Annotated in this window: 28 protein-coding genes; 14 read left to right on the top strand and 14 right to left on the bottom strand. The window is 58.6% G+C overall.

The window, feature by feature from the left end:
• Positions 1-19: 19 nt before the first annotated feature.
• Positions 20-1459 carry an FAD-linked oxidase C-terminal domain-containing protein gene (locus tag GOV80_RS16440; RefSeq protein ID WP_170786367.1) on the bottom strand — a complete coding sequence of 480 codons (1440 nt, stop codon included), beginning with the start codon at positions 1457-1459 and terminating at the stop codon, positions 20-22.
• A gap of 82 nt (positions 1460-1541) precedes the next feature.
• Between GOV80_RS16440 and GOV80_RS16435 the strand changes: the two genes are divergently transcribed.
• The gene (locus GOV80_RS16435; RefSeq protein ID WP_170786365.1) at positions 1542-2240 is read left to right on the top strand and encodes a DUF599 domain-containing protein; all 699 of its coding nucleotides are present in this window, start codon (positions 1542-1544) and stop codon (positions 2238-2240) included.
• A 35-nt stretch (positions 2241-2275) separates the two neighbouring features.
• Positions 2276-2623, top strand: a complete 348-nt coding sequence (locus GOV80_RS16430) for a hypothetical protein (RefSeq protein WP_170786363.1) — start codon at positions 2276-2278, stop codon at positions 2621-2623.
• A gap of 2 nt (positions 2624-2625) precedes the next feature.
• Here the strand turns inward: GOV80_RS16430 and GOV80_RS16425 are convergent, their stop codons facing one another.
• The 4 genes from GOV80_RS16425 to GOV80_RS16410 all read right to left on the bottom strand — a co-directional run bounded on the left by GOV80_RS16425 (position 2626) and on the right by GOV80_RS16410 (position 5492).
• Complete coding sequence (locus tag GOV80_RS16425; protein WP_170786361.1) at positions 2626-3111, bottom strand: flavodoxin family protein; 486 nt, start codon at positions 3109-3111, stop codon at positions 2626-2628.
• A gap of 1 nt (position 3112) precedes the next feature.
• Entirely contained in the window at positions 3113-3583 is a 471-nt protein-coding gene (gene rlmH / locus GOV80_RS16420; RefSeq protein WP_170771073.1) for a 23S rRNA (pseudouridine(1915)-N(3))-methyltransferase RlmH, read from the bottom strand.
• Positions 3584-3627: 44 nt separating this feature from the next.
• Positions 3628-3987: a ribosome silencing factor gene (gene rsfS, locus GOV80_RS16415; RefSeq protein ID WP_039525373.1), complete on the bottom strand. Its 360-nt coding sequence runs from the start codon at positions 3985-3987 to the stop codon at positions 3628-3630.
• A 155-nt stretch (positions 3988-4142) separates the two neighbouring features.
• Positions 4143-5492 carry a mechanosensitive ion channel family protein gene (locus GOV80_RS16410; protein WP_170786359.1) on the bottom strand — a complete coding sequence of 450 codons (1350 nt, stop codon included), beginning with the start codon at positions 5490-5492 and terminating at the stop codon, positions 4143-4145.
• Between the two features lie 90 nt (positions 5493-5582).
• Here GOV80_RS16410 and GOV80_RS16405 point away from each other — a divergent pair, with 90 nt between their 5' ends.
• From GOV80_RS16405 to GOV80_RS16380, 6 genes are all read left to right on the top strand, one after another.
• Positions 5583-5690: an isopropylmalate isomerase gene (locus tag GOV80_RS16405; protein WP_174819376.1), complete on the top strand. Its 108-nt coding sequence runs from the start codon at positions 5583-5585 to the stop codon at positions 5688-5690.
• Between the two features lie 43 nt (positions 5691-5733).
• A complete protein-coding gene (leuC, locus tag GOV80_RS16400) occupies positions 5734-7137 on the top strand; it encodes a 3-isopropylmalate dehydratase large subunit (protein ID WP_170786357.1) in 1404 nt (467 codons plus the stop codon).
• 37 nt (positions 7138-7174) lie between these two features.
• Positions 7175-7729, top strand: a complete 555-nt coding sequence (locus tag GOV80_RS16395; RefSeq protein ID WP_170771080.1) for an HdeD family acid-resistance protein — start codon at positions 7175-7177, stop codon at positions 7727-7729.
• 42 nt (positions 7730-7771) lie between these two features.
• Positions 7772-8377 (top strand): 3-isopropylmalate dehydratase small subunit, encoded by a 606-nt coding sequence (gene leuD / locus GOV80_RS16390; protein WP_170771083.1) that lies wholly within the window; start codon positions 7772-7774, stop codon positions 8375-8377.
• A gap of 327 nt (positions 8378-8704) precedes the next feature.
• On the top strand, positions 8705-9535 hold the full coding sequence (locus GOV80_RS16385) for a hypothetical protein (protein ID WP_170786355.1): 831 nt from the start codon (positions 8705-8707) through the stop codon (positions 9533-9535).
• A complete protein-coding gene (locus tag GOV80_RS16380) occupies positions 9532-10560 on the top strand; it encodes an endonuclease/exonuclease/phosphatase family protein (protein ID WP_170786353.1) in 1029 nt (342 codons plus the stop codon). The genes GOV80_RS16385 and GOV80_RS16380 overlap by 4 nt, the downstream gene beginning before the upstream one ends.
• 97 nt (positions 10561-10657) lie before the next feature.
• Here GOV80_RS16380 and GOV80_RS16375 read toward each other — a convergent pair whose 3' ends face one another.
• Entirely contained in the window at positions 10658-11059 is a 402-nt protein-coding gene (locus GOV80_RS16375) for a hypothetical protein (RefSeq protein ID WP_170786351.1), read from the bottom strand.
• A 182-nt stretch (positions 11060-11241) separates the two neighbouring features.
• Here GOV80_RS16375 and GOV80_RS16370 point away from each other — a divergent pair, with 182 nt between their 5' ends.
• The gene (locus GOV80_RS16370) at positions 11242-12096 is read left to right on the top strand and encodes a LysR family transcriptional regulator (protein ID WP_170786349.1); all 855 of its coding nucleotides are present in this window, start codon (positions 11242-11244) and stop codon (positions 12094-12096) included.
• Between the two features lie 24 nt (positions 12097-12120).
• Here the strand turns inward: GOV80_RS16370 and GOV80_RS16365 are convergent, their stop codons facing one another.
• The gene (locus GOV80_RS16365; RefSeq protein ID WP_170786347.1) at positions 12121-12648 is read right to left on the bottom strand and encodes a redoxin domain-containing protein; all 528 of its coding nucleotides are present in this window, start codon (positions 12646-12648) and stop codon (positions 12121-12123) included.
• A gap of 91 nt (positions 12649-12739) precedes the next feature.
• Between GOV80_RS16365 and leuB the strand changes: the two genes are divergently transcribed.
• Positions 12740-13843, top strand: a complete 1104-nt coding sequence (gene leuB, locus GOV80_RS16360) for a 3-isopropylmalate dehydrogenase (RefSeq protein WP_170786345.1) — start codon at positions 12740-12742, stop codon at positions 13841-13843.
• A gap of 58 nt (positions 13844-13901) precedes the next feature.
• Here the strand turns inward: leuB and GOV80_RS16355 are convergent, their stop codons facing one another.
• Entirely contained in the window at positions 13902-16088 is a 2187-nt protein-coding gene (locus tag GOV80_RS16355; protein ID WP_170786343.1) for a transglycosylase domain-containing protein, read from the bottom strand.
• Between the two features lie 258 nt (positions 16089-16346).
• On the opposite strand from GOV80_RS16355, the gene GOV80_RS16350 reads away from it, so the two are divergent.
• Together GOV80_RS16350 and GOV80_RS16345 are read left to right on the top strand one after the other, a co-directional pair.
• Positions 16347-16685 (top strand): P-II family nitrogen regulator, encoded by a 339-nt coding sequence (locus tag GOV80_RS16350; RefSeq protein ID WP_058273036.1) that lies wholly within the window; start codon positions 16347-16349, stop codon positions 16683-16685.
• Positions 16686-16717: 32 nt separating this feature from the next.
• Positions 16718-18022 (top strand): ammonium transporter, encoded by a 1305-nt coding sequence (locus GOV80_RS16345; RefSeq protein ID WP_170771102.1) that lies wholly within the window; start codon positions 16718-16720, stop codon positions 18020-18022.
• Positions 18023-18130: 108 nt separating this feature from the next.
• On the opposite strand, the gene GOV80_RS16340 is transcribed toward GOV80_RS16345, so the two are convergent.
• The 4 genes from GOV80_RS16340 to GOV80_RS16325 all read right to left on the bottom strand — a co-directional run bounded on the left by GOV80_RS16340 (position 18131) and on the right by GOV80_RS16325 (position 21093).
• The gene (locus GOV80_RS16340) at positions 18131-19315 is read right to left on the bottom strand and encodes an amino acid aminotransferase (protein WP_170786341.1); all 1185 of its coding nucleotides are present in this window, start codon (positions 19313-19315) and stop codon (positions 18131-18133) included.
• Positions 19315-20169 (bottom strand): 3-mercaptopyruvate sulfurtransferase, encoded by an 855-nt coding sequence (gene sseA / locus GOV80_RS16335; protein ID WP_170786339.1) that lies wholly within the window; start codon positions 20167-20169, stop codon positions 19315-19317. The genes GOV80_RS16340 and sseA overlap by 1 nt, the downstream gene beginning before the upstream one ends.
• Before the next feature lie 80 nt (positions 20170-20249).
• Positions 20250-20519, bottom strand: coding sequence for a CBU_0592 family membrane protein (locus GOV80_RS16330; RefSeq protein WP_170786337.1), 270 nt, complete (start codon positions 20517-20519; stop codon positions 20250-20252).
• A gap of 22 nt (positions 20520-20541) precedes the next feature.
• Positions 20542-21093, bottom strand: coding sequence for a helix-turn-helix domain-containing protein (locus GOV80_RS16325; RefSeq protein ID WP_170786335.1), 552 nt, complete (start codon positions 21091-21093; stop codon positions 20542-20544).
• A gap of 108 nt (positions 21094-21201) precedes the next feature.
• Here GOV80_RS16325 and ilvD point away from each other — a divergent pair, with 108 nt between their 5' ends.
• The gene (gene ilvD / locus GOV80_RS16320) at positions 21202-23034 is read left to right on the top strand and encodes a dihydroxy-acid dehydratase (protein ID WP_170353840.1); all 1833 of its coding nucleotides are present in this window, start codon (positions 21202-21204) and stop codon (positions 23032-23034) included.
• A 99-nt stretch (positions 23035-23133) separates the two neighbouring features.
• Here the strand turns inward: ilvD and GOV80_RS16315 are convergent, their stop codons facing one another.
• Both GOV80_RS16315 and GOV80_RS16310 read right to left on the bottom strand, forming a co-directional pair.
• The gene (locus tag GOV80_RS16315; protein WP_170786333.1) at positions 23134-23973 is read right to left on the bottom strand and encodes a hypothetical protein; all 840 of its coding nucleotides are present in this window, start codon (positions 23971-23973) and stop codon (positions 23134-23136) included.
• A 203-nt stretch (positions 23974-24176) separates the two neighbouring features.
• Entirely contained in the window at positions 24177-24995 is an 819-nt protein-coding gene (locus GOV80_RS16310) for a sulfotransferase family protein (protein ID WP_170786331.1), read from the bottom strand.
• 141 nt (positions 24996-25136) lie between these two features.
• Here GOV80_RS16310 and GOV80_RS16305 point away from each other — a divergent pair, with 141 nt between their 5' ends.
• A complete protein-coding gene (locus GOV80_RS16305; RefSeq protein WP_170786329.1) occupies positions 25137-26714 on the top strand; it encodes a DUF5928 domain-containing protein in 1578 nt (525 codons plus the stop codon).
• Positions 26715-26725: the final 11 nt, after the last annotated feature.

Below are 26725 nucleotides of genomic sequence, written 5' to 3'. Positions count from 1 at the left end.
CGATGGGGGCAGCGCCCCCTTACTCGGCTGCAATCCGGCGCGCCTCAGACACATCCAGCGGGAACACCTTGGCCGGGTTCAGCAACCAGTTCGGATCAAACACATCCTTGACGGCCATCTGCGCTTCAAGGTCCGCTGGCGCGTATTGATGCGACATCAGATCCCGCTTTTCGATGCCCACACCATGCTCGCCGGTCAGGCAGCCACCCACATCCACGCACAGCTTCAGGATTTCCGCGCCGAACGTCTCGCATTTCTCAAGATCGCCAGGCTTGTTGGCATCAAACAGAATCAGCGGGTGCATATTGCCGTCGCCCGCGTGGAATACGTTGCCCACCGGAAGGCCATATTCCTCGCTCAGCTCTCCGATACGGCGCAGTACCTGCGGCAAGGCAGAAACTGGGATTGTCCCATCGAGGCACATGTAATCGTTCATCTGCCCCATCGCGCCAAAGGCGGATTTTCGACCCAACCAGATTTTCGCGCTTTCCTCAGCCGACTGACTTTCGCGCAGCTCGACCGGATTGTGACGCTTGGCAATCTCTATGATTTTGGACAGCTGATAGTCGATCTCGGCCTCTGATCCTTCGACCTCGACAATCAGCAAAGCATGGCAATCGGGATAGCCCGCCTGCGCAAAATTCTCACACGCCTTGATGCACAGTGTATCCATGAATTCGATCGCCACCGGCAGAATGCCCGATTTGATGATGTCAGAGACACATTGCCCGGCGACTTCGTTATCATCGAACCCCATCAGCACGGGCCGGGCACCCTCGGGCTTTCGCAGAATTCGCAACGTTGCCTCGGTCACAACGCCTAACTGCCCTTCCGAACCACAGATCACGCCCAGCAGGTCCAACCCGCCCGCGTCCAGATGCGCGCCGCCGATCTCGACCACGCTGCCGTCCATCATCACCATTTTGACGCCCAACAGATTATTTGTGGTCACGCCATATTTCAAACAATGCGCCCCGCCCGAATTCATTCCAATATTGCCCGCTATCGCACAAGCCAGCTGCGATGAAGGATCAGGAGCATAGAAGAAGTCTTCCGCCTCCACCGCGCCGGTCACGCTCAGGTTGGTGCGGCCGGTCTGCACCCGGATGATGCGGTTGTCATAGTCGGTCTCCAACACATCGTTCATCCGGGCAATGCCCAGAATAACACTGTCAGCCGTGGGCAACGCCCCACCCGCCAGCGAGGTACCCGAGCCGCGCGGCACCACCGGAACCCCCTCTTCATTGCAGATGCGCAGCACGTCCGAAACTTCGCCGGTCGTGGACGGCAGCACCGCCAGCATCGGAGGGCAACGATAAGCTGTCAGCGCGTCGCATTCATAAGCGCGCGTCTCGGCCGGGTCGTGAATAACGGCGTCTTCAGGCAGCACTTGCAGCAAACGGCGCAACACCGCATCCTTTCGGCGCAGAACGTCAGGGTTAGGCGTCGGCATTTCCATGGCTGATCCTCCAGTTTGGTAAAATAATATTACCAATTTTCCGATCTGGCAAGTTTTTCCCGTAAAACGTAGGGTCCAATGCATGTCCTGGATTTATCAATCAATGCCCTTCGCACCGTTGGATTTCGTCGGTATCGCCCTGCTGATCGGCGCGTGGCTGGGGATCGGCTGGCGGATCGAAAACCCGTCACCGAACAAGCCCTCGGTCGGAATGATCATGGACGACTACCGCCGAGACTGGATGAAAGAAATGGTGACCCGTCAGCCGCGCATGTTTGACGCGCAGGTCGTCGGCACGATGCGGCAGGGCAGCACGTTCTTTGCCTCAACCACGATGATTGCCATCGGGGGTGGACTAGCTCTGCTGGGCAACACAGAGCGCCTGGCCGGGCTGGCGCAGGATCTGGCACTGGGAACCGCGCCCGCGCTGGTGTGGGAGGTCAAAATTCTTGTGATCCTGCTGTTTTTGGCGAATGCTTTTCTAAAATATGTCTGGGCACACCGGTTGTTTGGCTATTGCGCCGTATTGATGGCGGCTGTGCCAAATGACCCTGAAGAGCCCGCCGCCTATCCGCGCGCCGCCCAAGCGGCCGAGATTTGCGTCACCGCCGCGCGTAGTTTCAATCGTGGTCTGCGGGCGACCTATTTTGCGCTGGCTTCTGTTGCATGGATCTTGGGCCCCTATGCGCTGATTGCGGGCACGGTGATCACGCTGGCCATGCTCTATCGGCGTGAATTCGCATCGCATTCCCGCACAATTCTCCTCAACACCGGATCGTGATCCCTCAGCTCACCACAAAAGGTTAAGTTCATATCATGAGATATCTCGTTCTGAGCGCCCTTCTGGCCACTCCGGCCCTTGCAGATGACCCCGTGATCGAAGCCGTCACCGCGAAATCAAACGGTGGCACATGGCGATTCGATGTGACCGTCTCACATCCTGAAACCGGGTGGGATGACTATGCGGATGGCTGGCGTGTGCTGGATATGGAGGGGAAAGAGCTGGGACTGCGCGTGCTGCATCACCCGCATGAGAATGAACAGCCCTTTACCCGCTCACTAAGCGGTGTGGCGATCCCGGCGGGCACGTCGCAAGTGCAGGTACAGGCCCGCACCAATACGGATGGCTGGGCCAAAAATACCTTTGTGGTCGACCTGAACTGAGGTCAGAACACGCCCATCTGCAAACCGGCGGCCATGGCAAGACCCAGCTCGCGGCAATTTTCAAGCTGGTCGTCGGGGATGGTTTTCTCGGCCAGAATCGCCTCGGGTGTTTGCGCATGGGTGCAGATGATCAGCGGCGGCTGCACCTCTTTCAACCGCCAACCGGTTGCGATGCGTGCGGTTTGTCGCGCGGCGTTTTCGCCATCAGACCCGGCGCAGATCATCTGCGCGTAGGGGCGGCCCTCGATCCGACCCAACACCGGATAATAGCTGCGGTCGAAAAACTCTTTCATCAGACCCGAAATCGCGGCCAGATTCTCGGGCGCGCAGAAGATATAGCCGTCGGCTTGCAGCAAATCCTCTGACCCGGCCTGATCGGCGGGTTTCAGAACAACCTCCGCCTCATCCCGCGCGGCCTCGGCCGCGGCTTCGGCCATCTGACGGGCTCCGCCGGTGCGCGAATGGTAAACGATCAAAAGCTGCGCCATATCAGACCCGGTGATAAGGGCCGCCCGACAGAATGGTTGCGGCCCGATAGAGTTGCTCGGCCAGCATCACACGGACCAGCATATGGGGCCAGACCATCGAACCAAATGAGATCGAAAAATCCGCCTCGGCACGCAGATTAGGGTCTATTCCGTCTGCCCCGCCGATGATCAGCGCCAAATCTTGCCGCCCGGCATCGCGCCAGCCGCCCAGCTTTTTGGCAAATTCCGGCGAGGACATCACACGGCCCCGTTCGTCCAGAGTACAGATGACCGCGCCTTTGGGCAGCGCCTTGCGAAGCAGCGTCGCCTCGGCGCCCATTCCAGCGTTTTTCTTGTCTTCAACCTCGATCACCCGCGCAGGACCAAGGCCCAAAGCGCGTCCGGTCCGGTCAAAGCGTGTCAGGTAATCGTCAAGCAGGGTCTTCTCGGGTCCGGCGCGCAATCGCCCGACCGCAACTATGCTAATCCGCATATCTCTCTCGCCTCCGGCCTTTCAATACAGGCCGGGATAGCGCCTCAGTTCGCCGAGGCGCTGCCGCCTGCGGGCAGCCACATCTTTTCCAGCTGGTAGAATTCACGCACTTCGGGGCGGAAGATATGGACGATAACGTCGCCCGTATCGATCAGCACCCAGTCGCCGGCATCCTTGCCTTCGACCTTCGAGGTGAAACCGAATTCCTGCTTGATGCGATCTGTCAGCTTTTCCGCCATGGCCGAGACCTGACGGGTCGACCGACCCGAGGCAATCACCATGTGATCCGCAACAGAAGACTTACCTTGCAGGTTGATCTGCACGACGTCTTCGGCCTTGTCATCGGAAAGTGAGGAAAGGATACGCTCAAGCAGCTTGTCGCTGATTGACTGAGAGTGGGCCATCACGCTGGCCCCGTCATCGGCGGGCAACCCCGCCTGGGTATGTAGAGACAGGACATAGTCCTCCTTTGCTGCGCGCCATCAAATCCCGGCGCCGGGGTACTAATAAGGTAACAAGGGGAATGCAACATTTCAATGAACGCGCCATCAATGCCGCGTCAATCCTCTGCGATCTGTTGCGGGTCTGCGTCGGGCAGCAGGCGCACCTCGCGCTGCGGGAAGGGCAGCGAGATACCCTCGACCTGGAACGCATCCCAGAGCGCTAGGTAGACATTGCCGCGTATATTGGTCAGCCCCTTGGTCGGATCGCTGATCCAGAACCGCAGCACGTAGTCGACGCTGCTGTCCCCGAATCCAGTGATATGGCAGACCGGTTCATGTAGACCGCCACTCAGCACGCGGGCCACGGACTTCACTGAACGGATAGCGGTGGCGCGCACCTTGTGGGGATCGTCGCCATAGCTGGTACCAAACTCCAGATCCAGCCGCACGAACTTGTCGGAATGCGACCAGTTCACGACCTGACTGGTAATCAGATCTTCGTTCGGGATCAGGTATTCCCGCCCGTCCCGTGTCACGACCGAGACATAACGCGCGCCCAGCGCGTTGATCCACCCAAACGTATCCCCCAGCGAGATCACGTCGCCCGGCTTGATCGAGCGATCCATCAAGATGATGATTCCCGAGATCAGGTTAGACACCACCTTTTGCAGCCCAAACCCGATGCCCACACCGATCGCACCAGACAGCAGCGCGATTCCGGTCAGGTCAAATCCTAGCGTCCGGATCGCAGCCATGAAGACGGCCCCATACAGAACCACCTGAATGCCTTTGGCCAATAGCACCTGCATGGAAGGCGTGATGTCATCATTGCTTTTCAAACCACGTTCGGCTGCGCGCGTACCCACACGCGCCAACGTCAGCAGAACACCGATCAACAGCGTCGCTTTGATGATCCCCAGCACCGAGATATGAAGATCTCCGATAGAAATCGCGACTCCGTCCAAAAACTCGGCCACGTCATCAGTCAGATTCAGGGCAACAAGCGTTGCATAGACCCACATGGCCCATTTGAAGATCCGCCGCAGCGTCCGGTTGCGCACCAGTCGCGCCACCAGCGCTATGGCCAACCACGCCGTCGCCAAAGTCGCGATAACGCCAATGATATAGCTGCGGGACGGCCATGTGATCTGCTGCATGACCAGATACAGTGCCCAGGACAGCACTACGAAATAGACCAGCGTCAAGCGCTGCATCAGCTGTACTAAAACGCGCAAACGCCATTTGGGCCACCCAGTGCGCGCCCGCGCCCAAGAATCCCACCGGCCTTGCGTGAAAAGCTTAAGGCCAAATGCCAAAGCCCATAGCAATAGAATGATCACCAGCTGGTGCTGACGCCAGCCCGGCGTGACCACCAGTTCAAGAAGGTTTTCGAATTGCACAGAAAAGCCCGCGACCATGTTGTCATAAAGGTCCGACAGCGAGCTGGGGATCAGGTCTTGATTCATACCTGCAGCTTGGACAGCACAGCCCCATGATGCAAGCCTGACGCGGTTTTGAACCTTGATTGACGGCTATGGGCAATATATCTGGACGCCATGAGACTCACCGTAGCCCAGATTCAGAACCTTGAAGATCGCGCCCGTCTGCGCGAACGGTTCTATGGGGCTGCCCGCACGGTTCTGGCCCGCCTATCGGCGGCCTAAGCCACCTCGCCAGCTATTTCTCATTACATACGGGAGAGGACCGATGTCCCCCAAAACACTCTATGACAAGATCTGGGATGCCCATGTCGCGCATGAAGCCGACGATGGCACCTGCCTGCTGTATATCGACCGTCACCTGGTTCACGAAGTGACCAGCCCGCAGGCGTTCGAAGGGCTGCGCATGGCGGGCCGCAAAGTGCGCGCACCGGAAAAGACCATCGCGGTGCCGGACCACAACGTGCCCACCACGCCGGATCGTGTGAACGGGATCGAAAACCCGGAATCGCGCATTCAGGTCGAAGCGCTGGACAAGAATGCCAAGGATTTCGGTATTCACTACTACCCGGTGCATGACGTCCGTCAGGGCATCGTCCACATCGTCGGCCCCGAACAAGGTTGGACCCTGCCCGGCATGACCGTTGTCTGCGGCGACAGCCACACCGCCACCCATGGCGCGTTTGGTGCTCTGGCCCACGGCATTGGTACTTCTGAGGTTGAGCATGTTCTGGCCACGCAGACCCTGATCCAGAAGAAGTCCAAGAATATGAAGGTCGAGATCACCGGCAAATTGCAGCCGGGCGTGACCGCCAAGGACATCACTCTGGCCGTGATCGGTGAGACCGGCACCGCTGGCGGAACCGGCTATGTCATCGAATATTGCGGTGAAGCGATCCGCGATCTGTCGATGGAAGGCCGCATGACCGTCTGTAACATGGCGATCGAAGGCGGCGCCCGCGCGGGCCTGATCGCCCCCGATGAGACCACGTTCGAATATGTCAAAGGCCGCCCCCACGCCCCGAAAGGCGCCCAGTGGGAAGCCGCAATGGAGTGGTGGAAAACGCTTTACACCGATGAAGGCGCGCATTTCGACAAGGTCGTGACCCTGCGCGGCGAAGATATCGCGCCCGTGGTGACATGGGGCACCAGCCCCGAAGACGTGTTGCCGATCACCGCAACCGTGCCGAACCCCGAAGATTTCGAAGGCGGCAAAGTTGACGCGGCCCGCCGCTCGATCGAATACATGGGACTGGAAGCCGGTCAGAAGCTGAGCGACGTGGAAATCGACACCGTCTTTATCGGGTCTTGCACCAATGGCCGGATCGAAGATCTCCGCGCCGCTGCTGAAATCCTCAAAGGCAAAAAGATCAAGGACGGGATGCGCGCAATGGTCGTGCCCGGTTCGGGTCTGGTCCGATTGCAGGCCGAGGAAGAAGGTCTGGCCGACATCTTCAAAGAGGCCGGTTTCGAATGGCGTCTGGCAGGATGTTCGATGTGTCTGGCGATGAACCCCGACCAGTTGCAACCGGGCGAGCGCTGTGCCGCGACCTCGAACCGTAACTTTGAGGGTCGTCAGGGCCGCGGAGGACGCACCCACCTGCTGAGCCCGGCAATGGCTGCCGCAGCGGCCTTAACAGGACGGCTGACAGACGTCCGAGACTTGATGTAAGGTACCCTCATATCTAGATATTTGAGGGATTGAACAAATGAGTGACTGGATCAAATGGCTGCTGCTTGGACTTCTGTCCATCGTGTTTGGCATCTTTGTGCTGGGCGCGCCGGCGGTGGCGTCGATTGCCGTAACGGTGGTGACGGGTGTGTTGCTGCTGATCTCGGGCGCGTTGCAGGTTGTCGGCGGCTTTACCGTCGAAGGCACGGGTAACAAAATCCTGTCACTCATCATGGGTGTGGTGATGCTGTTTCTGGGCTGGTCCTTTCTGGGTCACCCGTTGCAGGGCACGCTGACGCTGGCCACCGTTTGTCTGATCCTGTTTCTGGCAGGCGGTATCGCCCGAGTTATCCTGTCGTTCCAGATGCGCGGCACTCAATATTTCTGGGCCACGCTGATCTCTGGCATCATGTCGATTGTCCTGGCGATGCTTATCTGGCGCTTTGCCACAGTCGAGCCTGCGATCATGCTGCAATTGCTGGGCATTCTACTGGGCATCGAGATGATCTTTAACGGGCTCGGCCTGGTCTTTATGGCGTTCTACGTCAAAGACGCACCCAAAGACGAAACAACAGAAGCGAAAGAAGCTTAAACGCGGGGCACGGGCGCGGCCCTCTCCCGCAGGAGTGTGAACATGGAAAAGTTTGACAAAGTCCACGGGGTGGCCGCTCCAATGCCACTGATCAATATCGACACCGATATGATCATTCCCAAAGTGCACCTGAAAACCATCAAACGGTCTGGCCTTGGCGTCGTGCTGTTCGACGAGATGCGCTATCACGACCATGGCGGCGAGAATGAAGAATTCGTTCTGAACAAACCTGCCTATCGCAACACCGAGATTCTGGTAGCAGGCGACAATTTCGGTTGCGGCTCGTCGCGGGAACACGCGCCCTGGGCGATCAAGGATTTCGGCATCAAGGTCGTGATCTCGACCAGCTTCGCGGACATCTTCTTCAACAACTGCTTCAAGAACGGCATCCTGCCCATCGTCGTCGAAGAAGAGCATCATGCGATCCTGATGGACGACGCGCACAAGGGCGAGAACGCCCGCATGACTGTGCATCTGGAAGATCAGAAGATCACGACCTCGGACGGCGTCGAGATCGAATTTGACATCGACCCTCACCGCAAGCACTGCCTGCTGAACGGTTTGGACGATATCGGCCTGTCGATGGAAAAAGAACATCATATCGACAAATTCGAAGAGCACGCCTCTCAGGCGCGTCCGTGGGTGTGATTCTTTTAGACATCGTATGCAATGCAACTTAAAGGGGTCGCTTCGGCGGTCCCTTTCGCATTCTTGGGGTCTGAAATTCAGCAAACACAACATGTTGCGGTGACCTTAAACTAGACGACGGTTTTGCGTCAGGAATGATGCAAACCAGCACCAGTTTTGCCATCTTTTTGCCTCAAATGGCGTGTTTTCTGCACCTTGGCTTGAGCGAATTGCCTTGGGGGGTCAATGTTGGCGCTAATGAGGCATCCGTCAAAATAATCAATGACGGGCACAAGTTGGAATGAAGTCGGCAAAGATCGGCCCGTCCAGTTTGAAAGGGTTCGGAAAGTGATTGCGCGCACAACAGGGGCGGCAATTCGGGGCATTCTTGTTGCACTTGTGGTGCTGACCCCCGCGTTGTATCTGCCCGTATCGTCAACGAATGGGACCGAGATCGTCGTCTTTCTCGCCATTCTCGCATTTTTTCTGACCTTTGCCGAATATAACTCGGCCTTTCCCAGCTTTATCGAATTCCGCGATGCGCCGCCGGTGAACCGGTTGCGCTTTGTCGGGTTAGTTACAATGGTCACCTTCCTGACGCTGATCTGCAAGAACGCCTATATGCCCACCAGCCTGACCGAGGTTTTCTATTCGGTCGGCCTAAGTATCGCGAATATCGTGGACTTCCCCTATTCTCCGGTCCGCCTGATCGTCCTGATCCTGCCGTCAGGGGCAAGTGCGCCACTGACCGAGCTAGTGCGTATTTCCGCCAGCGTCGCCTATGTCGCCGCCTTGGCGACCATCGCGGCTTTTGCTTATGCGGTGAAGCTGCGTGGTTGGCCAACCGGCAACGGTGCATTCAATGTCTGGACAAATCTACCGCTATTTGACCCGACCAAGGGCGGCGACGTCGTCACCCGGCTGCAACGGGACGGACGGCTGAACATCTCGATCGGGGTGCTGTTGCCCTTCCTGATCCCGGCGTTGATCAAGATACTGACGGAATACGCCGATCCCATCTCGCTTAATAACCCGCAAACCCTGATCTGGACGATGAGCGCATGGGCCTTCCTGCCCGCTAGCATGATCATGCGCGGGATGGCGACTTTGCGGATTGCCAACCTGATCGTCGAAAAACGCCGCGCCTATTCCACAACCGAGTCAACTCAGGCCGCATGATCCGTGCCCTGATCCTTCTGCTGCTGCCGATCATGGCGCAGGCAGAACCTTTACGCGTGGCCACCTTCAACACCGAACTCAGCCGCGACGGGCCCGGACTGTTGCTGCGCGATATCCAGCGCGGCGATGCACAGGTTCAAGCGGTGGTAGAGGTCCTGTTGGCGGTTCAGGCCGATATCGTCGCGTTGCAGGGGATCGACTGGGACCTGAACGGTCAGACGATCCGGGCGCTGACCACGCAAGTGTCATCACAGGGGCTGAGCTATCCGCATATCTATGCCGCCCAGCCGAACTCTGGCCTGGAAACCGGGCTGGATATGAATGGCGATGGCCGCACATCAGGGCCCGGTGATGCCCAGGGCTGGGGCCGGTTCACCGGTCAAGCGGGGATGGCAGTGTTGTCGCGCTATCCCATCACCACGGATCAGGTGCAGGAATTTACCGCGCTGCGCTGGCGCGACCTGCCGAATGCCAAGTTGCCGCTGGTCGATGGGCGACCCTTCCCCTCCACCAACGCGCAGGACATCCAGCGACTTTCGTCCGTGGCCCATTGGGCGGTCCCAATAGAAACCCCACAAGGGCCGCTAACTTTGATGACCTTCCATGCTGCCCCTCCGGTGTTTGATGGGCCAGAGGACCGCAATGGTCTGCGCAATCATGATGAGATCATGCTGTGGCGCGCAGTTCTGGATGGCGATCTGGGACAGGCCCCTAATGGCCCTTTCATCATCGCCGGGGATGCAAACCAGGATCCGACGCAGGGTGAAGGCCTCAAACAGGCGATCCGCAGCCTGCTGACCGACCCGCGCCTGACCGACCCGCGTCCGTTGGATCCAACCGGTGCATTGACTACGGTCACATGGAAAGCGGTCGGGGATCTGAGGGTCGACTATGTTCTGCCCTCGGCCCACTGGACCGTACAGCGCGCGGGCGTGTACTGGCCCAAACCGGGCACGCCAGAGCGGGACGCGGCCGAAAAAGCCAGCCGCCACCGGCTGGTCTGGGTCGACATAGAAATGGACTGAAGAAAAAAGGGCCACCAAGCGGTGGCCCAATTTCAGGTCGAGGATTGTCAATTACCCGGACAGACTCGTTACTATACAGACTTAAAAATCGAAAAACTTACGTGCGCGGCGTGCCGGGTGCGGACGAACCCCCCGTTGGGTCACGCCCATCTCCGGTCGAGGTGCTGTCGCTTGGATCGCGCCCTCCGTCAGGGTCACGCCCACCGCCGGATGTCGAACTGTCGCTTGGGTCACGCTCTTCCCCCGGAGGGGTGCAAGGAACAGACGCCGTTCCGGCAACCGAGGAATCATCACAGCCTTCCGGTGGAGGAGGCGGCGGCGGCACACAGGGCTCGGTTGCCGTACCTGCGGGTGATGAACCGTCCGAGCATCCGATAACGTCACCATACTTGTTGAAAATCGGCTCAGCCTGAATGGGCTGCGGAGCCTCGGTTTGACTGCACGCCGCCACAAATGTCAGGCAGACCGCTGTAGTCCAAACTTTCGAAAAAACTTGCATTCACTTGTCCTTTATCACGGGATCCAGAACAGACCCCAACACCCCAAAAAGAAAACTCATAACCCACTGTGAACTTTGGAAAGTGCAGCGCCTCTTCTGGATTGCCTGAATTTAGATTTGATTTCTGCTGACAAAAAGGCACTAAACTGCATCAAGATCATGCAATTTTGCAGGTAACTGACATGAATTGGGACAATCTGAAAGTGCTTCTGGCCATTGGTCGGGCCGGTTCACTGACCGGCGCGGCGCACGCGCTTGACGTCGACGCGACGACGATGGGGCGGCGTCTGACTGCGCTTGAAAAAGAGCTGGGAGTTATCCTGTTCGTGCGCTCTAAATCCGGCTTTGTCCCGACCGAGGCGGGCGTCATCGCGATCCGGCAGGCCGAACAGATCGAGGCACATTATCACCAGATGACCGACCAGATTTCGCAATCGCAGGCCAGCGCCGTAGGCGTGATGCGGCTGGTTGGAAATTCATGGACAATGCAACGGCTGGCAATGACCGGCATGGATCGCTTTCTGGCCACCAATCCGGGGCTGGATCTGCGACTGATGACCCGCGCACCGTCTGCGCGTGTCTCGGGTGAAGCATCGATCCAGATGTGGTTCGAGGTTCCACCCGAAGCTGCGGAATACACCGTCACGCTTGGTCAGGTGCCATATGCCGTATACCGCGCGGCGCATCTGGACACACCCCCTGCCAATTGGGTCGCCTTTTTTGACGAAGAAGCAAGTCGCCCGATCATCAGCCGGGCTGTCGAGCGGCTGAGCAAAAGTACCGAAACCATGCGCGTCACCGCCACCGATGCCAGTGTTCTGGTTTCAGCCGTCGCCGCAGGGGTCGGCAAGGGTCTGTTGCCGATGTGTCTGGCCAAAGGGCGCGTCGATCTGGTGCGTGTGGGCACAGGCCGGCCCGAATTTAACCGAAGCCTGAACCTCTATCTCAACCCCGACACGGTCGGGTACAAACGGGTTCAGGTCACGGTCGAATGGCTGCGCGCCGCCTTTTCGGACGCATTTGGGCCCTCTGGCTGATCCTGAAGGCCCATCTACCACCACCTACAGGGCACCGGTATAGGTGCCGCGCGGGGGATAGCCGTTGTTCAGCGCAAATTTGATGCCTCCGGCAATATCGGCAATGGCGGGGCGGGCAAAGGGAATGGTCTGCTGCCAGGCGAAATACAGGTTGCGGTCGGGCGAGATGTAGAAATGTCCCGGCTCGGCGAAGAACGCGGCCTCTGCAGTCCCTTCACGTCCTTCCGAGATGTTCAGCCCCCAGTCTTCCCGCGCCTCGGCCATAGGCAGACTGTGACCCACACGCAGGCGCGACACGCCCGCTTTTTCAACCGTTTCAGCAGCGCGCTCGGCGGTGTCCGTGGTGATCATTACAACCTCGATCCCCAGTTCGGCAAAGTCATCCAACGCCGCTTCGACCTCGCCCATCTGACGAATGCAGATCGGGCAATGCAACCCGCGATACTGAATCACCAACGTGCCGTTTTCGCCCTTGTCGCGCTCAAGATCGAAGTCCCCACCGGCGACGGTTTCAATTTTCAGTGCGGGAACCGGGTTTCCGGGTGTCAGCATGTGTTTTCCTCGTGGTTTGGCGGGATCGTCTCATTGACCCGATGCGATGCAGACGCTAGGGCCTGTGCGACGAAACGCAAGGAGACCTTTCATGTCCAACCCCTCGCTCCTCATCCTGCCCGGAGACGGAATTGGCCCGGAAGTTATGGCCGAAGTGCGCAGAATCATCGGCTGGTTCGGCGAAAAACGCGGCCTTCACTTTGACGTGAGCGAGGATCTGGTCGGCGGTGCCGCCTATGACGCGCATGGCACGCCTTTGACGGACGAAACCATGGCCAAGGCGCAAGAGGTGGACGCGGTTCTGCTGGGCGCCGTGGGTGGCCCGAAATACGACGATCTGGATTTCAGCGTAAAGCCCGAGCGCGGCCTGCTGCGCCTGCGCAAGGAAATGGACCTGTTTTCCAACCTGCGCCCGGCCCAGTGCTTTGACGCACTGGCGGATTTCTCGTCGCTGAAGAAAGACATCGTGGCCGGTCTGGACATCATGATCGTGCGCGAGCTGACTTCGGGCGTCTATTTCGGCGAGCCGCGCGGCATCTTCAACGAAGGCAATGAACGCGTGGGCATCAACACCCAACGCTATACCGAATCCGAGATCGAACGTGCCGCGCGCTCGGCCTTTGAACTGGCGATGCGCCGGAACAAGAAGCTGTGCTCGATGGAGAAAGCCAACGTGATGGAATCGGGTATCCTGTGGCGCGAGGTCGTGGACCGTGTCGCAGCGGACTACCCCGAGGTCGAGCTGTCCCATATGTATGCCGATAACGGCGCGATGCAGCTGGTGCGCGCACCCAAACAGTTTGACGTGATCGTCACCGACAACCTGTTCGGCGATATCCTGTCGGATTGTGCAGCGATGCTGACCGGTTCGCTGGGTATGCTGCCATCCGCATCGTTGGGTGCGCCGATGGCCAATGGTCGTCCCAAGGCGATGTACGAACCCGTCCACGGCTCGGCCCCCGATATCGCGGGTCAGGGCAAGGCCAACCCGATTGCTTGTATCCTGAGCTTTGCCATGGCGCTGCGCTACAGCTTTGACCAAGGGGATGAGGCCGATCGCCTGGAAGCCGCGATCGAGAAGGTTCTGGCCGATGGTGTCCGCACCGCCGACTTGCTGGCCGAAGAGGGCGTTGAGCCGGTCTCGACCACAGAAATGGGCGACGCCATTCTGGCCGCACTGAACGAAAGCGTCTGATTTCGCCTCACCACGTGAAGAAAAGGCGGCGCCCAGCGCACCGCCTTTTTTTTGTGACTTAGTTGCCGAATATATTGTTCAGCAGGTTGTTGATGGCCTTCTCAAACCCGTTGTTCTGCCTGCGGCGCTGCTGCCGCGGCTGTTCGGTTCGCACCGGCGGGTCCGGAGCCAGCATGGGCAGCGGTGTGGGTGTCATCCCTTCGGTCACGCGCACCATCGTCTCTTTCCAGATCTCGGCGGGCAGGCCGCCGCCTGTGACGCCAGACAGCGGTGTGTTGTCGTCATACCCCATCCAGACACCGGTCACATAATCCGCCGTGAAGCCAATGAACCAAGCATCCCGCGCCGCCTGCGTGGTGCCGGTCTTGCCTGCCACCTGCCACCCCGGCAGCTTGGCGCGCCCACCGGTGCCCTCGGACACCACACGCTCCATCATCCAGGTCAGTTGCTTGGCCGCCTTGTCATTTATGACACGCTCACCAATACCGGTTGTCGTCACCATGACAGGGGTATCGTCACCCAACAGCTTCAGCTCGGTCAGGCCATAAGGTTCAACCGCAGAGCCTCCGTTCAAAATACCCGCATAGGCGCCCGTCATCTCGATCAGCGTGCTCTCAGACGCGCCCAATGCCAGTGCCGGACCTTCGGCCAGATCGCTGGCGATACCGAATTCGCTGGCAACGGTGCGCACATTCTCTAGCCCTGAAATCTCGGCCACTTTCACCGCCGGGATGTTCAGCGAGTTCTTCAGGGCATCCGCCAGTGTCACCCGACCATAGAACTTGTTGGTGTAATTCTTGGGACACCACTGGCCCGAGCCGGGGATATCGATGCAGTAAGGCTCGTCCATCACCGTATCCAACGGCGAATAGCCCAGTTCCAGCGCCGTGGCATAGACGAACGGCTTGAACGATGACCCGGTCTGTCGCAACGCCTGCGTGGCGCGGTTGAACGCCCCCGACACGCGGGTCTTGCGCCCTCCCACCATGGCGCGCACCGCCCCATCGGCCGACATCACCACAATGGCGGCCTGCGCCTTGGACCCTTCGCGCACCTTTTCCTGAAAGATGTATTGCAGCGCCTCTTCCGCTGATGTCTGGATACGCTGATCCAACGTGGTGCGGATCACCACATCCTCGGTCGTATTGCGGGTAAAGAATTCAGGCCCGCTGGCCATGACCCAATCGGCGAAATACCCCCCTGCGCGGGCAGCGGCAGCATCCGACAAAACCGCCGGGCGGGCGCGGGCTTCGCTGGCCTGCGCGGTGGACAGGTATCCTTGGTCCTCCATCAGCCCGACCACCAGCCGCGCCCGATCCTGCGAGCGTTGCAGGTTGTTCGTCGGCGCATAGCGTGTGGGCGCGACCAGCAACCCTGCCAACATTGCCGCCTCGGACGGCGAAACCTCGGCCGCCGAAATCCCGAAATAACGCTGGCTGGCGGCCTCGAACCCACGGGCACCGGCCCCTAGGAAAGCGCGGTTCAGGTAGATGGTCAGAATCTCGTCTTTGGAATACTTGACCTCCATCGCCATCGCATAGACGGCCTCTTTTGCCTTGCGCCAGAGCGAACCCTGACGGCAATCCGCCTCATAGGCGGCCTCGGACTCCCACTCGGCGGGATCGTAGGGCACGCCAAGGCACAACAGCTTGGCCGTCTGCTGGGTAATGGTCGATCCGCCATGGCCCGACAACGGCCCTCGCCCTTCGCTGAGGTTGATGCGCACGGCACTGGCAACGCCACGGGGACTGACGCCGAAATGGCGATAGAAGCGTTTGTCCTCGGTCGCGATGACCGCGTGTTTTAGATGCGGCGACACGGTATCGGCGGTGATGACCCCACCAAACTGATCCCCGCGCCACGCATAAACCTTACCATCGCGGTCCAGCATCGTGACCGAACCGCGCGCACGACCGTCCAAAAGCGAATCGACATTGGGCAGCGTTGAGTAGACAACGCCGATCGCCAGCGCCAATAGCAGCGCACACACAGCCCCAACGCGCCAGGTCACGCCCCAGACCAGACGCCACAGCCAGCGGAACATCCGGCGGAAGATTCCGCCACCCTCGCCACCGGATTTCTTTCGTGTTTTCTTACGCGTGGCCTTGCGCGAGGTGGTTTTGCGCGCAACAGATTTCTTGCCCGCTGGCTTGGCCGCGCGCTTGGTCGTCTTGGGCTTGCGGCCCTTGGACGGGTATCTTTTATCCGCGACCAGAGGGGTCTTGCGGCGCCTGGACTCAGTCATTTCCGAACTCTGCCCGATTATCGTTTTGACGCACCATACCCTGCCGTACCGATGAAGTTGAGGTCAGAATTACTGGTAAATTCCCTCTCTTGAATGCATAATTTTTAATCGTTTTACATTATTTGTGCAAAAATTGTGCACCTTGCCGCAATTTTCCCCCTCTTCGCAGACCCGGGACGTTTCCTACAGCACCCGAGCACGCTTTTTTGCTGCGAGTGCAAACAAGCCGGACAGACCGGGGAAGCAGAGGGGATCAACGTGAAACTGATCATTGCGACAATCAAGCCGTTCAAGCTCGAGGAGGTGCGCGAGGCACTGACCGAAGCAGGCGTGCGCGGCATGATGGTGACCGAAATCAAGGGCTTCGGCTCGCAATCGGGTCACACAGAAATCTATCGCGGCGCAGAATATGCCGTGAACTTCGTACCCAAGATCAAGCTGGAGATCGTGGTGCCCGCCACGATGGCCGATCAGATCGTCGAAACCATCACCAAAACCGCCAAGACCGGCAAGATCGGCGACGGCAAGATTTTCGTCCTCGACGTCGAGCAGGCCCTGCGCGTGCGGACCGGGGAAACCAACGAGGAAGCGCTGTAATCCGCGCCCATCCGTAAAAGGACAGATATCAAATGAAACTAAACCGAATTCTCGCCACAGCCGCTGTGCTGGTCGCCTTTCCGGCGGCTGCATTCGCGAATGACCCGCCTTCTTCGATGGAGGACGTGGGCTATATCTTCACCACTCTGCTGTTCCTGATGGCCGGTTTCCTGGTCTTCTTCATGGCGGCCGGGTTTGCCATGTTGGAAGGCGGCCTTGTGCGTTCCAAGAACGTTGCGATGCAGATGATCAAAAACATCGCGCTCTTTTCCATAGCGGCGATCATGTATTGGTTGGTCGGCTTCAACACGATGTATCCCGGCGACTTCAATGGTTTCTTTGCCATTGGTGGTCCGACCGTGCTTGATCCAGTGGGCATTGGTTCCGATGCAGCGGCGCTTGACTATGCCTCGATCGGCTCGGATTTCTTCTTCCAGCTTGTATTCGTTGCGGCAACCGCCTCGATCGTGTCAGGTGCCGTCGCCGAGCGGATCAAGCTGTGGCCCTTCCTGATCTTCGTCGTTGTTCTGACCGGTATCCTGTACCCGATCTCGGGCTCGTGGCAGTGGGGCGGCGGCTGGTTGTCTGAGGCTGGCTTCTCGGATTTCGCAGGCTCGACCGTAGTACACTCGGTCGGTGGCTGGGCGGCACTGGCCGGTGCAATCATCCTTGGCCCGCGTATCGGCAAGTACAAGGACGGCAAAGTGCACCCGATGCCCGGTTCGAACCTGGCGCTGGCCACTTTGGGGACGTTCATCCTGTGGCTGGGTTGGTTCGGCTTCAACGGCGGCTCGCAACTGGCGATGGGCACCGTGGGTGACGTATCGGACGTGTCGCGCATCTTTGCCAACACCAACATGGCCGCAGCCTCGGGTGCTGTAGCAGCCCTGATCCTGACGCAGGTTCTGTACAAGAAACCTGACCTGACCATGGTGCTGAACGGCGCGCTGGCCGGTCTGGTCTCGATCACCGCTGAACCCCTGGCCCCGACCCTGTTCGGCGCGCTGTGGATCGGTGCGGTTGGCGGCATCATCGTAGTATTCGCGGTTCCGATGCTGGACAAGTTCAAGATCGACGACGTTGTCGGTGCCATCCCGGTTCACCTGTTCGCAGGCATCTGGGGCACCATCGCCGTGATCTTCTACGGTGAGGCCTCGCTGGGTACACAGCTGCTGGGTATCGCGGCCTACGGTGTGTTCACCTTTGTCGGTGCACTGGTTCTCTGGGGTATCCTGAAAGCCACCGTTGGCATCCGCGTTAGCGAAGAGGATGAGATCAACGGCCTCGACATGGCAGAGCTGGGTATGGAAGCCTACCCCGAGTTCTCGAAGGGCTAAGACTCGAGAGTATTCAAATCAAAACCGGGCGTTCGCGCCCGGTTTTTTTGTTTTCCAAAAAAGAAAGCCGCGCAGGAAAGCGCGGCTTTGCTTGATTTTGAAAGGGCCTCAGACGCCGACGTCAACAATCGCCTTAGCCAAAATCGGCACCGTCGTTGCGTTCAGACCGGCGATGTTCAACCGGCTGTCGCCCACCATATAGATGCCGTGATCGACCCGCAGTTGCTCGACCAGTTCCGGCGCGGCACCCAGGCGCGAAAACATGCCTCGGTGCTGAGCAACAAAACCAAAGCGGTCAGAACCGGTCAGGCGTTGCAGCTCGTCCGCCAGTTGCTGGCGCAGACCCAGCATCGACAGGCGCACCTCTTCCAGTTCTGCCGCCCAGTCGGCGCGCAGGGCGTCGTCATTCAGGATCGTGGTCACAACGCGCGCGCCATGGTCAGGCGGGAAGGAATAGTTCTGACGGTTCAGGAAGGCCAGCGTCGATTGGTTCAGCGATGTCTGCGCCGCGTCATCGCTGATCGCCATCAGCAGGCCAGTCCGTTCGCGGTAGACACCGAAGTTCTTGGAACAGGAGGCCGCGATCAGGCAACGCTTGACCGACGAGGCCACTAGACGAGTCGCCTGCGCGTCCTCTTCCAGACCATCGCCAAAGCCTTGATATGCGATGTCGATCATCGCCACGAGGCCTTGCGCATTGATCAAGTCCACGACCTCTTGCCACTGCACCATGTTCAGGTTTGCACCGGTGGGGTTATGGCAGCAGCCATGCAGCAGCACCACGTCGCCCGCCTTGGCCGTTTTCAGATCGGCGATCATGCCGTCGAAATCGACGCCGCGCGTCTCGCCGTCGAAGTAGCGGTACGGGACGGTTTCGATGCTCAGATAGTTCAGGATCGACAGGTGGTTGGGCCATGTTGGGTTCGACACGAACACGCGGGCCTCAGGGTTGGCCATGCGGATCATCTCAAACGCCTGACGACAGGCACCGGTGCCCCCGGGGGTCGCCACGGCAGCGATATTGCCGCGCGGCACGGCATCGCCAAGGATCAGGCCGATCATCGCATCGGCATAGGCCGGATCACCAGCCAGACCGGTATAGGCTTTGCTCTCCTGCTCTTCCAGAATGCGCTTTTCGGCGGCCTTGACGGCGCGCATCACCGGGGTCACGCCTTCGGCATTCTTGTAGACGCCCACACCCAAGTCGATCTTTTGATCGCGCGGGTCGTCACGGTACATCTGCATCAGCACCAAGATCTTGTCAGCAGGCTGCGGTTTGAGGTTCTCGAACATCAGTTCTCTCCGGTTGCGACGGGCAGGGTCGGGAAGGCACCCCATTCAGCCCAGGAGCCGTCATAAAGCGAATGGTCTTTCTTGCCCAAGCGTTCCAGCGCCAGGCTAAGGATCGCGGCGGTCACGCCCGACCCGCAAGTGGTGATCGCGGGTTTCGACAGATCAACGCCAGCGCCCTCGAACACGGCGCGGCACTCCTCGGGCGATTTCATCGTGCCATTTTTGTTCAGCAATTCGCCAAAAGGCACGTTGCGCGACCCCGGAATATGGCCCGAACGCAGCCCTTCGCGCGGCTCGGGCGCGGTGCCTGCAAAGCGGGCGGCCGCGCGGGCGTCGATGATTTCGTGATCGTTCAGCTTGGCTGCGGCCGAGACCTGCGTCACATCCCGCACCAGATGGTTCTGCACGCGCACTGTCATGTGACGGTCCCGGATCACAGGAGGCAAATCCTCGATCTCGCGACCCTCGGCCTGCCATTTGGGAAAGCCGCCGTCCAGAACGGCCACGTTCTCTTGCCCCATCAGGCGGAACAGCCACCAGACCCGTGCCGCCGACATCAGGCCTGCGCCGTCATAGACCACGACCTGATGCCCGTCGCCGACACCCATCGCCCGCATCCGCGACATGAATTTCTCGACCGGAGGAGCCATGTGCGGCAGGTCGGACCGCGCATCCGAAATCTCGTCGATATCAAAGAACCGCGCACCGGGGATATGGGCCGCATCATATTCAGCCTTGGCGTCGCGCTGCTGTTGCGGCAGGTACCACGACCCGTCCAAAACCCGCAGATCGGGGTCTTTCATATGGGCTGCAAGCCATTCGGTGGAAACGAGGGTTTTCGGATCGTCCTGCATCTGGGCCTCCGCTGCGCGCGCTTGCGTTTTCCCTATACGCGCGCGAATGCGGGTTCAAGGCTGGATGGGCGGCAGAACAGCTACCTTGTGCGGCGCAGGCGGAAAAACTGCACAATACCGATCAGGCTGATCAAGATCCAGAATGTCTCGATCAGCATAGAGGCGAGGTTGAAATTCTCGAGCAGGGAATACACGATCAGGATGGACCCGGCGAGGTTCAGGATCGGGAAGGCCAGGTCGTCTGAATTCATCATCCGCATCTGAGTGGCAAAATACGCGGCCACAACGACTAGCGCCCCGAAAGACCCGATGGCATCCGCCAGCGTGAGTGAGGTGATGAAATCTGCCACTAGAGCCCCTTTTCTAAGACCTTCAGACGGATGCGACCCGCGCGTAGTGATGCATATTCAAAAACGCGGCCCCCTCGGGCCCGGCGCGATAGCCATGCGGCAAGTCGGCGGCAAAACGCAGCCCCTGTCCGGCCCGCAAAGGCACCCATTCGCCATCGCGCAGAATTTCAAGCGATCCATTCAGAACGAATACCTCTTCGGTCACCCCTGCGGCATGGGCGGCGGATTCGTGGCTTTGGTTTGGGGCAAGATCAACGTGAAAGGTCTCGGCTCCCAGGGAGGGGTCATAAGGAAAGACAATCTTGACCTCGATGCTGCCGGGGAAAGTCACGGTTCGGAACAGGCTGGCATCCGCCGGGTCACGCAGAACGGACGATCCGATCAACGCGCTGAGCGGCAGCTGAAACCCTTTGGCGATCTTCCATAGGGTCGCGATGGTCGGGCTGGACTCACCACGCTCGATCTGGCCCAGCATGGCTTTGCTGACGCCTGTCATCTCGGCCACCTTCGACAGGCTCAGCCCCGAGGCCGCGCGCACATCCCGCAGTTTCAGCGTTATTTCATCCGGTGCCATGTCGTTCGTCTTTCGAATCCTCTTGTGCGTTATAGCGCACATGTGATACGTGCGCTATAACGTACAAACCCCAAGACATGCAACCCGAGGCAATAGGGAAACAGCGTCATGCCACTCTACCGATCCAGAACCTCTACACATGGCCGCAACATGGCCGGAGCCCGCGGCCTGTGGCGCGCAACCGGTATGGGGGATGACGATTTCGGCAAACCGATCATCGCCATCGTCAACTCGTTCACGCAATTTGTGCCCGGTCACGTTCACCTGAAAGACCTTGGCCAGATGGTCGCGCGCGAGGTTGAAAAGGCCGGTGGCGTCGCCAAAGAGTTCAACACGATCGCTGTGGATGACGGCATCGCCATGGGCCATGACGGGATGCTGTATTCGCTGCCCTCGCGCGAGGTTATCGCGGATTCGGTCGAATACATGGTCAACGCACATTGCGCCGATGCGATGGTCTGTATCTCGAACTGTGACAAGATCACGCCGGGTATGCTGATGGCCGCCATGCGCCTGAACATCCCTGCAATCTTTGTTTCGGGCGGGCCGATGGAGGCCGGCAAGATCGACATCGCCGATCTGGACGCCAAGAAAATCGACCTTGTAGACGCCATGGTTGCTGCCGCGGATGACCGGTTCACCGACGAACAGGTTCAGCACATCGAAGAAAATGCCTGCCCCACCTGCGGGTCGTGTTCCGGCATGTTCACTGCAAACTCGATGAACTGTCTGGCCGAAGCGCTGGGTCTGGCCCTGCCGGGCAATGGCTCGACGCTAGCCACCCATTCGGATCGCAAAGAGCTGTTCCTTGAAGCAGGCCGCCGCATCGTCGAGATCACCAAGCGCCACTATGATCTGGACGAAAAGGGCTTCCTGCCCCGCGAAATCGCCACGTTTGACGCGTTCGAGAACGCCATGTCGCTGGACATCGCCATGGGTGGCTCGACCAACACCGTGCTGCACCTGCTGGCCATCGCGCATGAGGGCGGCGTGGATTTCGACATGTCCGACATGGATCGACTCAGCCGGAAAGTGCCGTGTCTGTGCAAGGTCGCGCCCAATACTGAGAACGTGCATATGGAGGACGTCCACCGCGCCGGTGGCATATTCTCAATCCTCGGCGAACTCAGCCGCGCCGGTCTGCTGCACGAGGGGTGCAGCACCGTACATTCCGGCACCATGGGCGAGGCGATTGCCAACTGGGACATCAAGGTCGCCAACAACCCCAAGGCGCAAGACCTGTTCAAAGCCGCGCCGGGCGGCGTGCGCACCACGCAGGCCTTCAGCCAGTCGAACCGGTATAAAGAGCTGGACACCGACCGCGAGGGCGGCGTGATCCGGTCCAAGGAACACGCGTTTAGCCAAGATGGCGGTCTGGCCGTTCTGTTCGGCAATATCGCGCGCGACGGCTGTATTGTGAAAACCGCCGGTGTGGACCCGGCCAGCCTGACCTTTACCGGCTCGGCCTATGTTTGCGAAAGCCAGGATCAGGCGGTGAACGACATCCTGACCGGCAAGGTGAAAGAGGGCGACGTGGTCGTCATCCGCTACGAAGGTCCGCGCGGTGGGCCGGGGATGCAGGAAATGCTCTACCCGACCTCGTATCTAAAATCCAAAGGTCTGGGCAAAGCCTGCGCGCTGCTGACCGACGGGCGGTTCTCGGGCGGCACGTCGGGCCTGTCGATCGGCCATGTCTCGCCCGAAGCGGCCGAGGGCGGCGTTATCGGTCTGGTGCGCCAGGGTGACAAGATCGAGATCGACATCCCCAAACGCTCGATCCATCTGGCGGTCTCGGACGAAGAACTGGCCACCCGCCGCGCCGAGCAGGATGAAAAAGGCTGGGAGCCCGCTGCACCACGCAAGCGCAAGGTGTCCACGGCGCTGAAAGCCTATGCCAAACTGACCACAAGTGCGGCCAAAGGGGCTGTGCGTCAGGTTTGAGTTAGACTCCGCTCAACAGGAAACGGTCCGCCTATCCGGTGGGCCGTTTTTTTGTTCTGTTGTGCGGACTTTCCGGACTTTGGAACCTTACCGATTTGATCACTCCCCACGCCTTTTTGCGGCGTCGTCTTTGGCGCTGAGTAGAGCCTCATCGATCCGTTCGGGAGTGGCTTCACCGATAATTAGCGTTGTTCTCATTGCTCGCTTTTCCGAACCTACATCTGCCAACTCTCCCAGCGTAATGTCCGGACACTGTTTGAGGTTGCTGTACAGTCGATGAAGTCCACTTTCGTATCCGCCTTCAGGCGCAGTCCCGAGCCAACTTGACTTCATTTCTTCGGCATACTTCTTTAGCATACGGATGTAGCCGTCATTGAATGTCTGGTGTGACGGGTCAGCAGGTTCGCCAGTGGTCTGATCAAGAATGCTGAGCATGGAACCAAGTTGCCCGAAGAGTAGCGACAGGTCTCTTGCAGCAGCAGTTTGCAACAGTTGCTCATCGGTATGAAACTTCAGTTCGCCATTTTCTGTGATCCAATAGCTCAGGCTAACTTGTTCGTCTTCAACCCAAAAATTAATGGTCTGGCCACCGAAGACCCACTCGCGATCCGTTTCGGCAATATATTTCAGCATGTGGTCATGCTTCCACTTTCGAACCACATCTGCCGTATAGACTTTACCTGCACCTTCCTGGTCAATCTGCGTGTGATGTTCGCCGCAAAGGAGCAATAGATTGTAAAACCCGTGCAGCTTCTTCTTGTCGTCAAAAACTTCTTGCAGAAATCGCTCGGCGCCGGGCTTTTGGCCGTGAATGTGCGCTATCTCGGAGTAGTTGACGTGTTTGCCGGTATTCACATCGAGCTTGATCAAAGTTCTATCGCACTCTGGATGCGCACATTCATTGGATGAATAGCCGTACAATTGTTTGATGGTCAGCATCGAATACGTCATACGAAAACCTATTTCAGGAAAATCGTTTGTTGTCGCGAAGAGTAATCAACTTCTCTGGGCATGCAAAGCTTGTGTTAATTGATACGCCATTCGTGCGAAGCGCGGCATCCGACAATATGGGCTCAAAGCAACAATCACGTGCAAATCATGCCCTAAACAGATGCATCTCGGCGCAAAGCACCTACTGCCGCTCAATCGCCAAGTTTGGCGTGGACCTCGTCCAGATCAATCTCGCCGATTGGCATTTTGTTCGCAGGGTTCTCGAAATCGTATTTGAACAGCTCAAAATCCTGTTTGTAGATTTCATAGACCAGATGCATCGACAGATCGTCGAAATAGTCCTCGACCGGGTGGGCGCGCTTTGGCCCATGGCCTTCGGATTCGTTAAAACGCGGGATCTGGGACAGGTCCACAGCGTGCGGCGTGTCCAGATGGTCCAGGACATCCTGCATCCCGTCATTGAAGGCTTCGGTCCAGAAAATCCGGTCATACCGCCCGCCGTTGACGATAAAGGTCGAGACATGGCCAGACATGGCCGACCAGTGAATATCGGGGTCCATCGGCCTGCGCCAGCGGATCGTATCACGCGCAAAAAGCAAGAACCGGCGGAAGCTGGCGATCTGGTCAAACTCGCCTTTGCCGTCATCGCCGCCAACCTCAATCCCATAATTATAGATCAGCGTCGGCACCAGATTGCCGCGATACCGTTTTCCGTTGCGCTGAATCCCGCAGATCTTGTCAAAAAACGAACTGAGAATCCGCGTGTAAGGATTGCGCACGCATGTGAACGCGTAAGACGCATGAGACCTGACATTGTCCGAGATCGGCCCCTGACTGCCATCAAAGGCCCATTTGTGCATCCCATCCTTGGCGTCATGGATATCACCGTCAAAGAAGCGGCCATGATCCGAGTAGTACATGATCTGGCCAATGGTCGAGCAGGCGCATTTCGGCACCACACGGTACACCATGCTTTCACTCTCGGTCATCCATGTACCGGGAAAACCCATCTGCTATGCCTCCTGCGCGGATCAGAACCTTGAAATCTTGTCCGCATTTTCAAATCAGAGAACCAAAAATATTCTGTTTATTCAATCGCTCATCCTCAGTATCACGGTTGCAAACGGGCAGAAACGGAAATTGTGAAACAAATGGCAAAGATTGCCTATATTTTGCTGTGCCACAAAGACCCTGATGCGATCATCGCGCAGGCTGAACAACTGACGGCCGCAGGCGATTGCATGGCGATCCATTTCGACGCGCGCGCCAGCAAGGAGGCCTTTCAGCGCATTCAAGACGCGTTAAAGGGCAACCCGAACGTCACCTTTGCCAAAAAGCGCATCAAATGCGGCTGGGGGGAATGGTCGTTGGTTCAGGCCACCCTCAATGCGATCGAAGCCGCCGTTACAGCCTTTCCACGCGTCACGCATTTCTACATGGTCTCGGGCGATTGCATGGCGATCAAGACGGCCGAGTACACGCACAACTTTCTGGACGAACGCGACCACGACTTTGTTGAAAGTCACGATTTCTTTGACAGCAACTGGATCAAGACCGGGATGAAGGAAGACCGGCTGATCTATCGTCATTTCTTCAACGAACGCACGCAAAGCTGGTCGTTCTACACCTCATACGAATTGCAGAAACGCTTTGGCCTGACCCGCGATGTTCCGGCAGACATCCAAGTGATGATCGGCAGTCAATGGTGGTGCCTGCGCCGCCGCACGATTGAGATGATCCTGGAATTCCTGCGCCAGCGGCCGGACGTGAAACGGTTCTTCTCGACCACATGGATTCCGGATGAGACCTTCTTTCAGACCCTCGTCCGCCACCTGGTTCCCCGCGACGAGATCGAGAACAGAACGCCCACTTTCCTGATGTTTTCGGACTACGGGATGCCGGTCACGTTCTACAACGACCACTATGACATGTTGCTGGGGCAGGATTACCTGTTTGCCCGCAAAATCAGCCCCGAGGCGCATGAGCTGAAGGACCGGCTTGGCGCGCTCTACGCGGCTGAGGGGGTGGAGTTTCAGATCTCGGATGAGGGGCGCAATCTCTACGGCTTCCTGACCGGGCGTGGCCGGGTCGGACGCCGCCACGGCCAAAGGTTCTGGGAGGCCGCCAATACGCTGGGTCCGGATCGTGACCTGTACCTGGTGGTGTGCAAAAAGTGGCACGTGGCCAAGCGGTTGATTGATCAGATCGCCTCGGAAACTGACATGGCCTGCGTCGAATATCTGTTCAACGAACAAGACACTGCGTTACCTGATCTGGGCGGGATCGAGACCACTTTGCTGAAACGCTCTCGCCACAGGAGGGCGGTTGTGGGTATGCTGTTCGACAGTTTCGACACTGACAGGCTGGTTCTGTGTGTTGACCCAGCCAATCTGGACATCGTTCAGGACTTCTGCGCCGATCAAGCGCGTACCCATGTGCTTGAGGTCGAGTGCGAGTATTCCGACGATTACTTGATCGGGCACGCCCGTCGGGTCGGTTTGGCAGGCGCGCAAAGCCACGAACAGACGGTCGCGCCCCTGATCCCCACTCTGCGCCATTCGCTGGCCTACGAATCCGAAATGATCCGCGCAGCTGCCTCGGACGATTATTTCCGCATTCGTGAAACCAATACAAAAGACGAGAATGCGGTGGCTGTTGCCGGGTTTTTGAACGCCACGACGGACATTGCGGAACGCATTCTGCGTCTGGACTACCTGTTTGCAGATTAATCCCGGCGACA

The sequence above is a fragment of the Ruegeria lacuscaerulensis genome (assembly GCF_013034685.1).
Lineage (GTDB): Bacteria > Pseudomonadota > Alphaproteobacteria > Rhodobacterales > Rhodobacteraceae > Ruegeria > Ruegeria lacuscaerulensis_B.
This window is presented reverse-complemented; position numbering and strand designations above follow the sequence as displayed.

Bases quoted from the DNA above. Each gene is read 5' to 3' on its own strand.
- GOV80_RS16440 (WP_170786367.1), bottom strand. From the start codon at position 1,459: ATGGAAATGCCGACGCCTAACCCTGACGTTCTGCGCCGAAAGGATGCG.
- GOV80_RS16435 (WP_170786365.1), top strand. From the start codon at position 1,542: ATGTCCTGGATTTATCAATCAATGCCCTTCGCACCGTTGGATTTCGTC.
- GOV80_RS16430 (WP_170786363.1), top strand. From the start codon at position 2,276: ATGAGATATCTCGTTCTGAGCGCCCTTCTGGCCACTCCGGCCCTTGCA.
- GOV80_RS16425 (WP_170786361.1), bottom strand. From the start codon at position 3,111: ATGGCGCAGCTTTTGATCGTTTACCATTCGCGCACCGGCGGAGCCCGT.
- rlmH (WP_170771073.1), bottom strand. From the start codon at position 3,583: ATGCGGATTAGCATAGTTGCGGTCGGGCGATTGCGCGCCGGACCCGAG.
- rsfS (WP_039525373.1), bottom strand. From the start codon at position 3,987: ATGGCCCACTCTCAGTCAATCAGCGACAAGCTGCTTGAGCGTATCCTT.
- GOV80_RS16410 (WP_170786359.1), bottom strand. From the start codon at position 5,492: ATGAATCAAGACCTGATCCCCAGCTCGCTGTCGGACCTTTATGACAAC.
- GOV80_RS16405 (WP_174819376.1), top strand. From the start codon at position 5,583: ATGAGACTCACCGTAGCCCAGATTCAGAACCTTGAAGATCGCGCCCGT.
- leuC (WP_170786357.1), top strand. From the start codon at position 5,734: ATGTCCCCCAAAACACTCTATGACAAGATCTGGGATGCCCATGTCGCG.
- GOV80_RS16395 (WP_170771080.1), top strand. From the start codon at position 7,175: ATGAGTGACTGGATCAAATGGCTGCTGCTTGGACTTCTGTCCATCGTG.
- leuD (WP_170771083.1), top strand. From the start codon at position 7,772: ATGGAAAAGTTTGACAAAGTCCACGGGGTGGCCGCTCCAATGCCACTG.
- GOV80_RS16380 (WP_170786353.1), top strand. From the start codon at position 9,532: ATGATCCGTGCCCTGATCCTTCTGCTGCTGCCGATCATGGCGCAGGCA.
- GOV80_RS16375 (WP_170786351.1), bottom strand. From the start codon at position 11,059: ATGCAAGTTTTTTCGAAAGTTTGGACTACAGCGGTCTGCCTGACATTT.
- GOV80_RS16370 (WP_170786349.1), top strand. From the start codon at position 11,242: ATGAATTGGGACAATCTGAAAGTGCTTCTGGCCATTGGTCGGGCCGGT.
- GOV80_RS16365 (WP_170786347.1), bottom strand. From the start codon at position 12,648: ATGCTGACACCCGGAAACCCGGTTCCCGCACTGAAAATTGAAACCGTC.
- leuB (WP_170786345.1), top strand. From the start codon at position 12,740: ATGTCCAACCCCTCGCTCCTCATCCTGCCCGGAGACGGAATTGGCCCG.
- GOV80_RS16355 (WP_170786343.1), bottom strand. From the start codon at position 16,088: ATGACTGAGTCCAGGCGCCGCAAGACCCCTCTGGTCGCGGATAAAAGA.
- GOV80_RS16345 (WP_170771102.1), top strand. From the start codon at position 16,718: ATGAAACTAAACCGAATTCTCGCCACAGCCGCTGTGCTGGTCGCCTTT.
- GOV80_RS16340 (WP_170786341.1), bottom strand. From the start codon at position 19,315: ATGTTCGAGAACCTCAAACCGCAGCCTGCTGACAAGATCTTGGTGCTG.
- sseA (WP_170786339.1), bottom strand. From the start codon at position 20,169: ATGCAGGACGATCCGAAAACCCTCGTTTCCACCGAATGGCTTGCAGCC.
- GOV80_RS16325 (WP_170786335.1), bottom strand. From the start codon at position 21,093: ATGGCACCGGATGAAATAACGCTGAAACTGCGGGATGTGCGCGCGGCC.
- ilvD (WP_170353840.1), top strand. From the start codon at position 21,202: ATGCCACTCTACCGATCCAGAACCTCTACACATGGCCGCAACATGGCC.
- GOV80_RS16315 (WP_170786333.1), bottom strand. From the start codon at position 23,973: ATGCTGACCATCAAACAATTGTACGGCTATTCATCCAATGAATGTGCG.
- GOV80_RS16310 (WP_170786331.1), bottom strand. From the start codon at position 24,995: ATGGGTTTTCCCGGTACATGGATGACCGAGAGTGAAAGCATGGTGTAC.
- GOV80_RS16305 (WP_170786329.1), top strand. From the start codon at position 25,137: ATGGCAAAGATTGCCTATATTTTGCTGTGCCACAAAGACCCTGATGCG.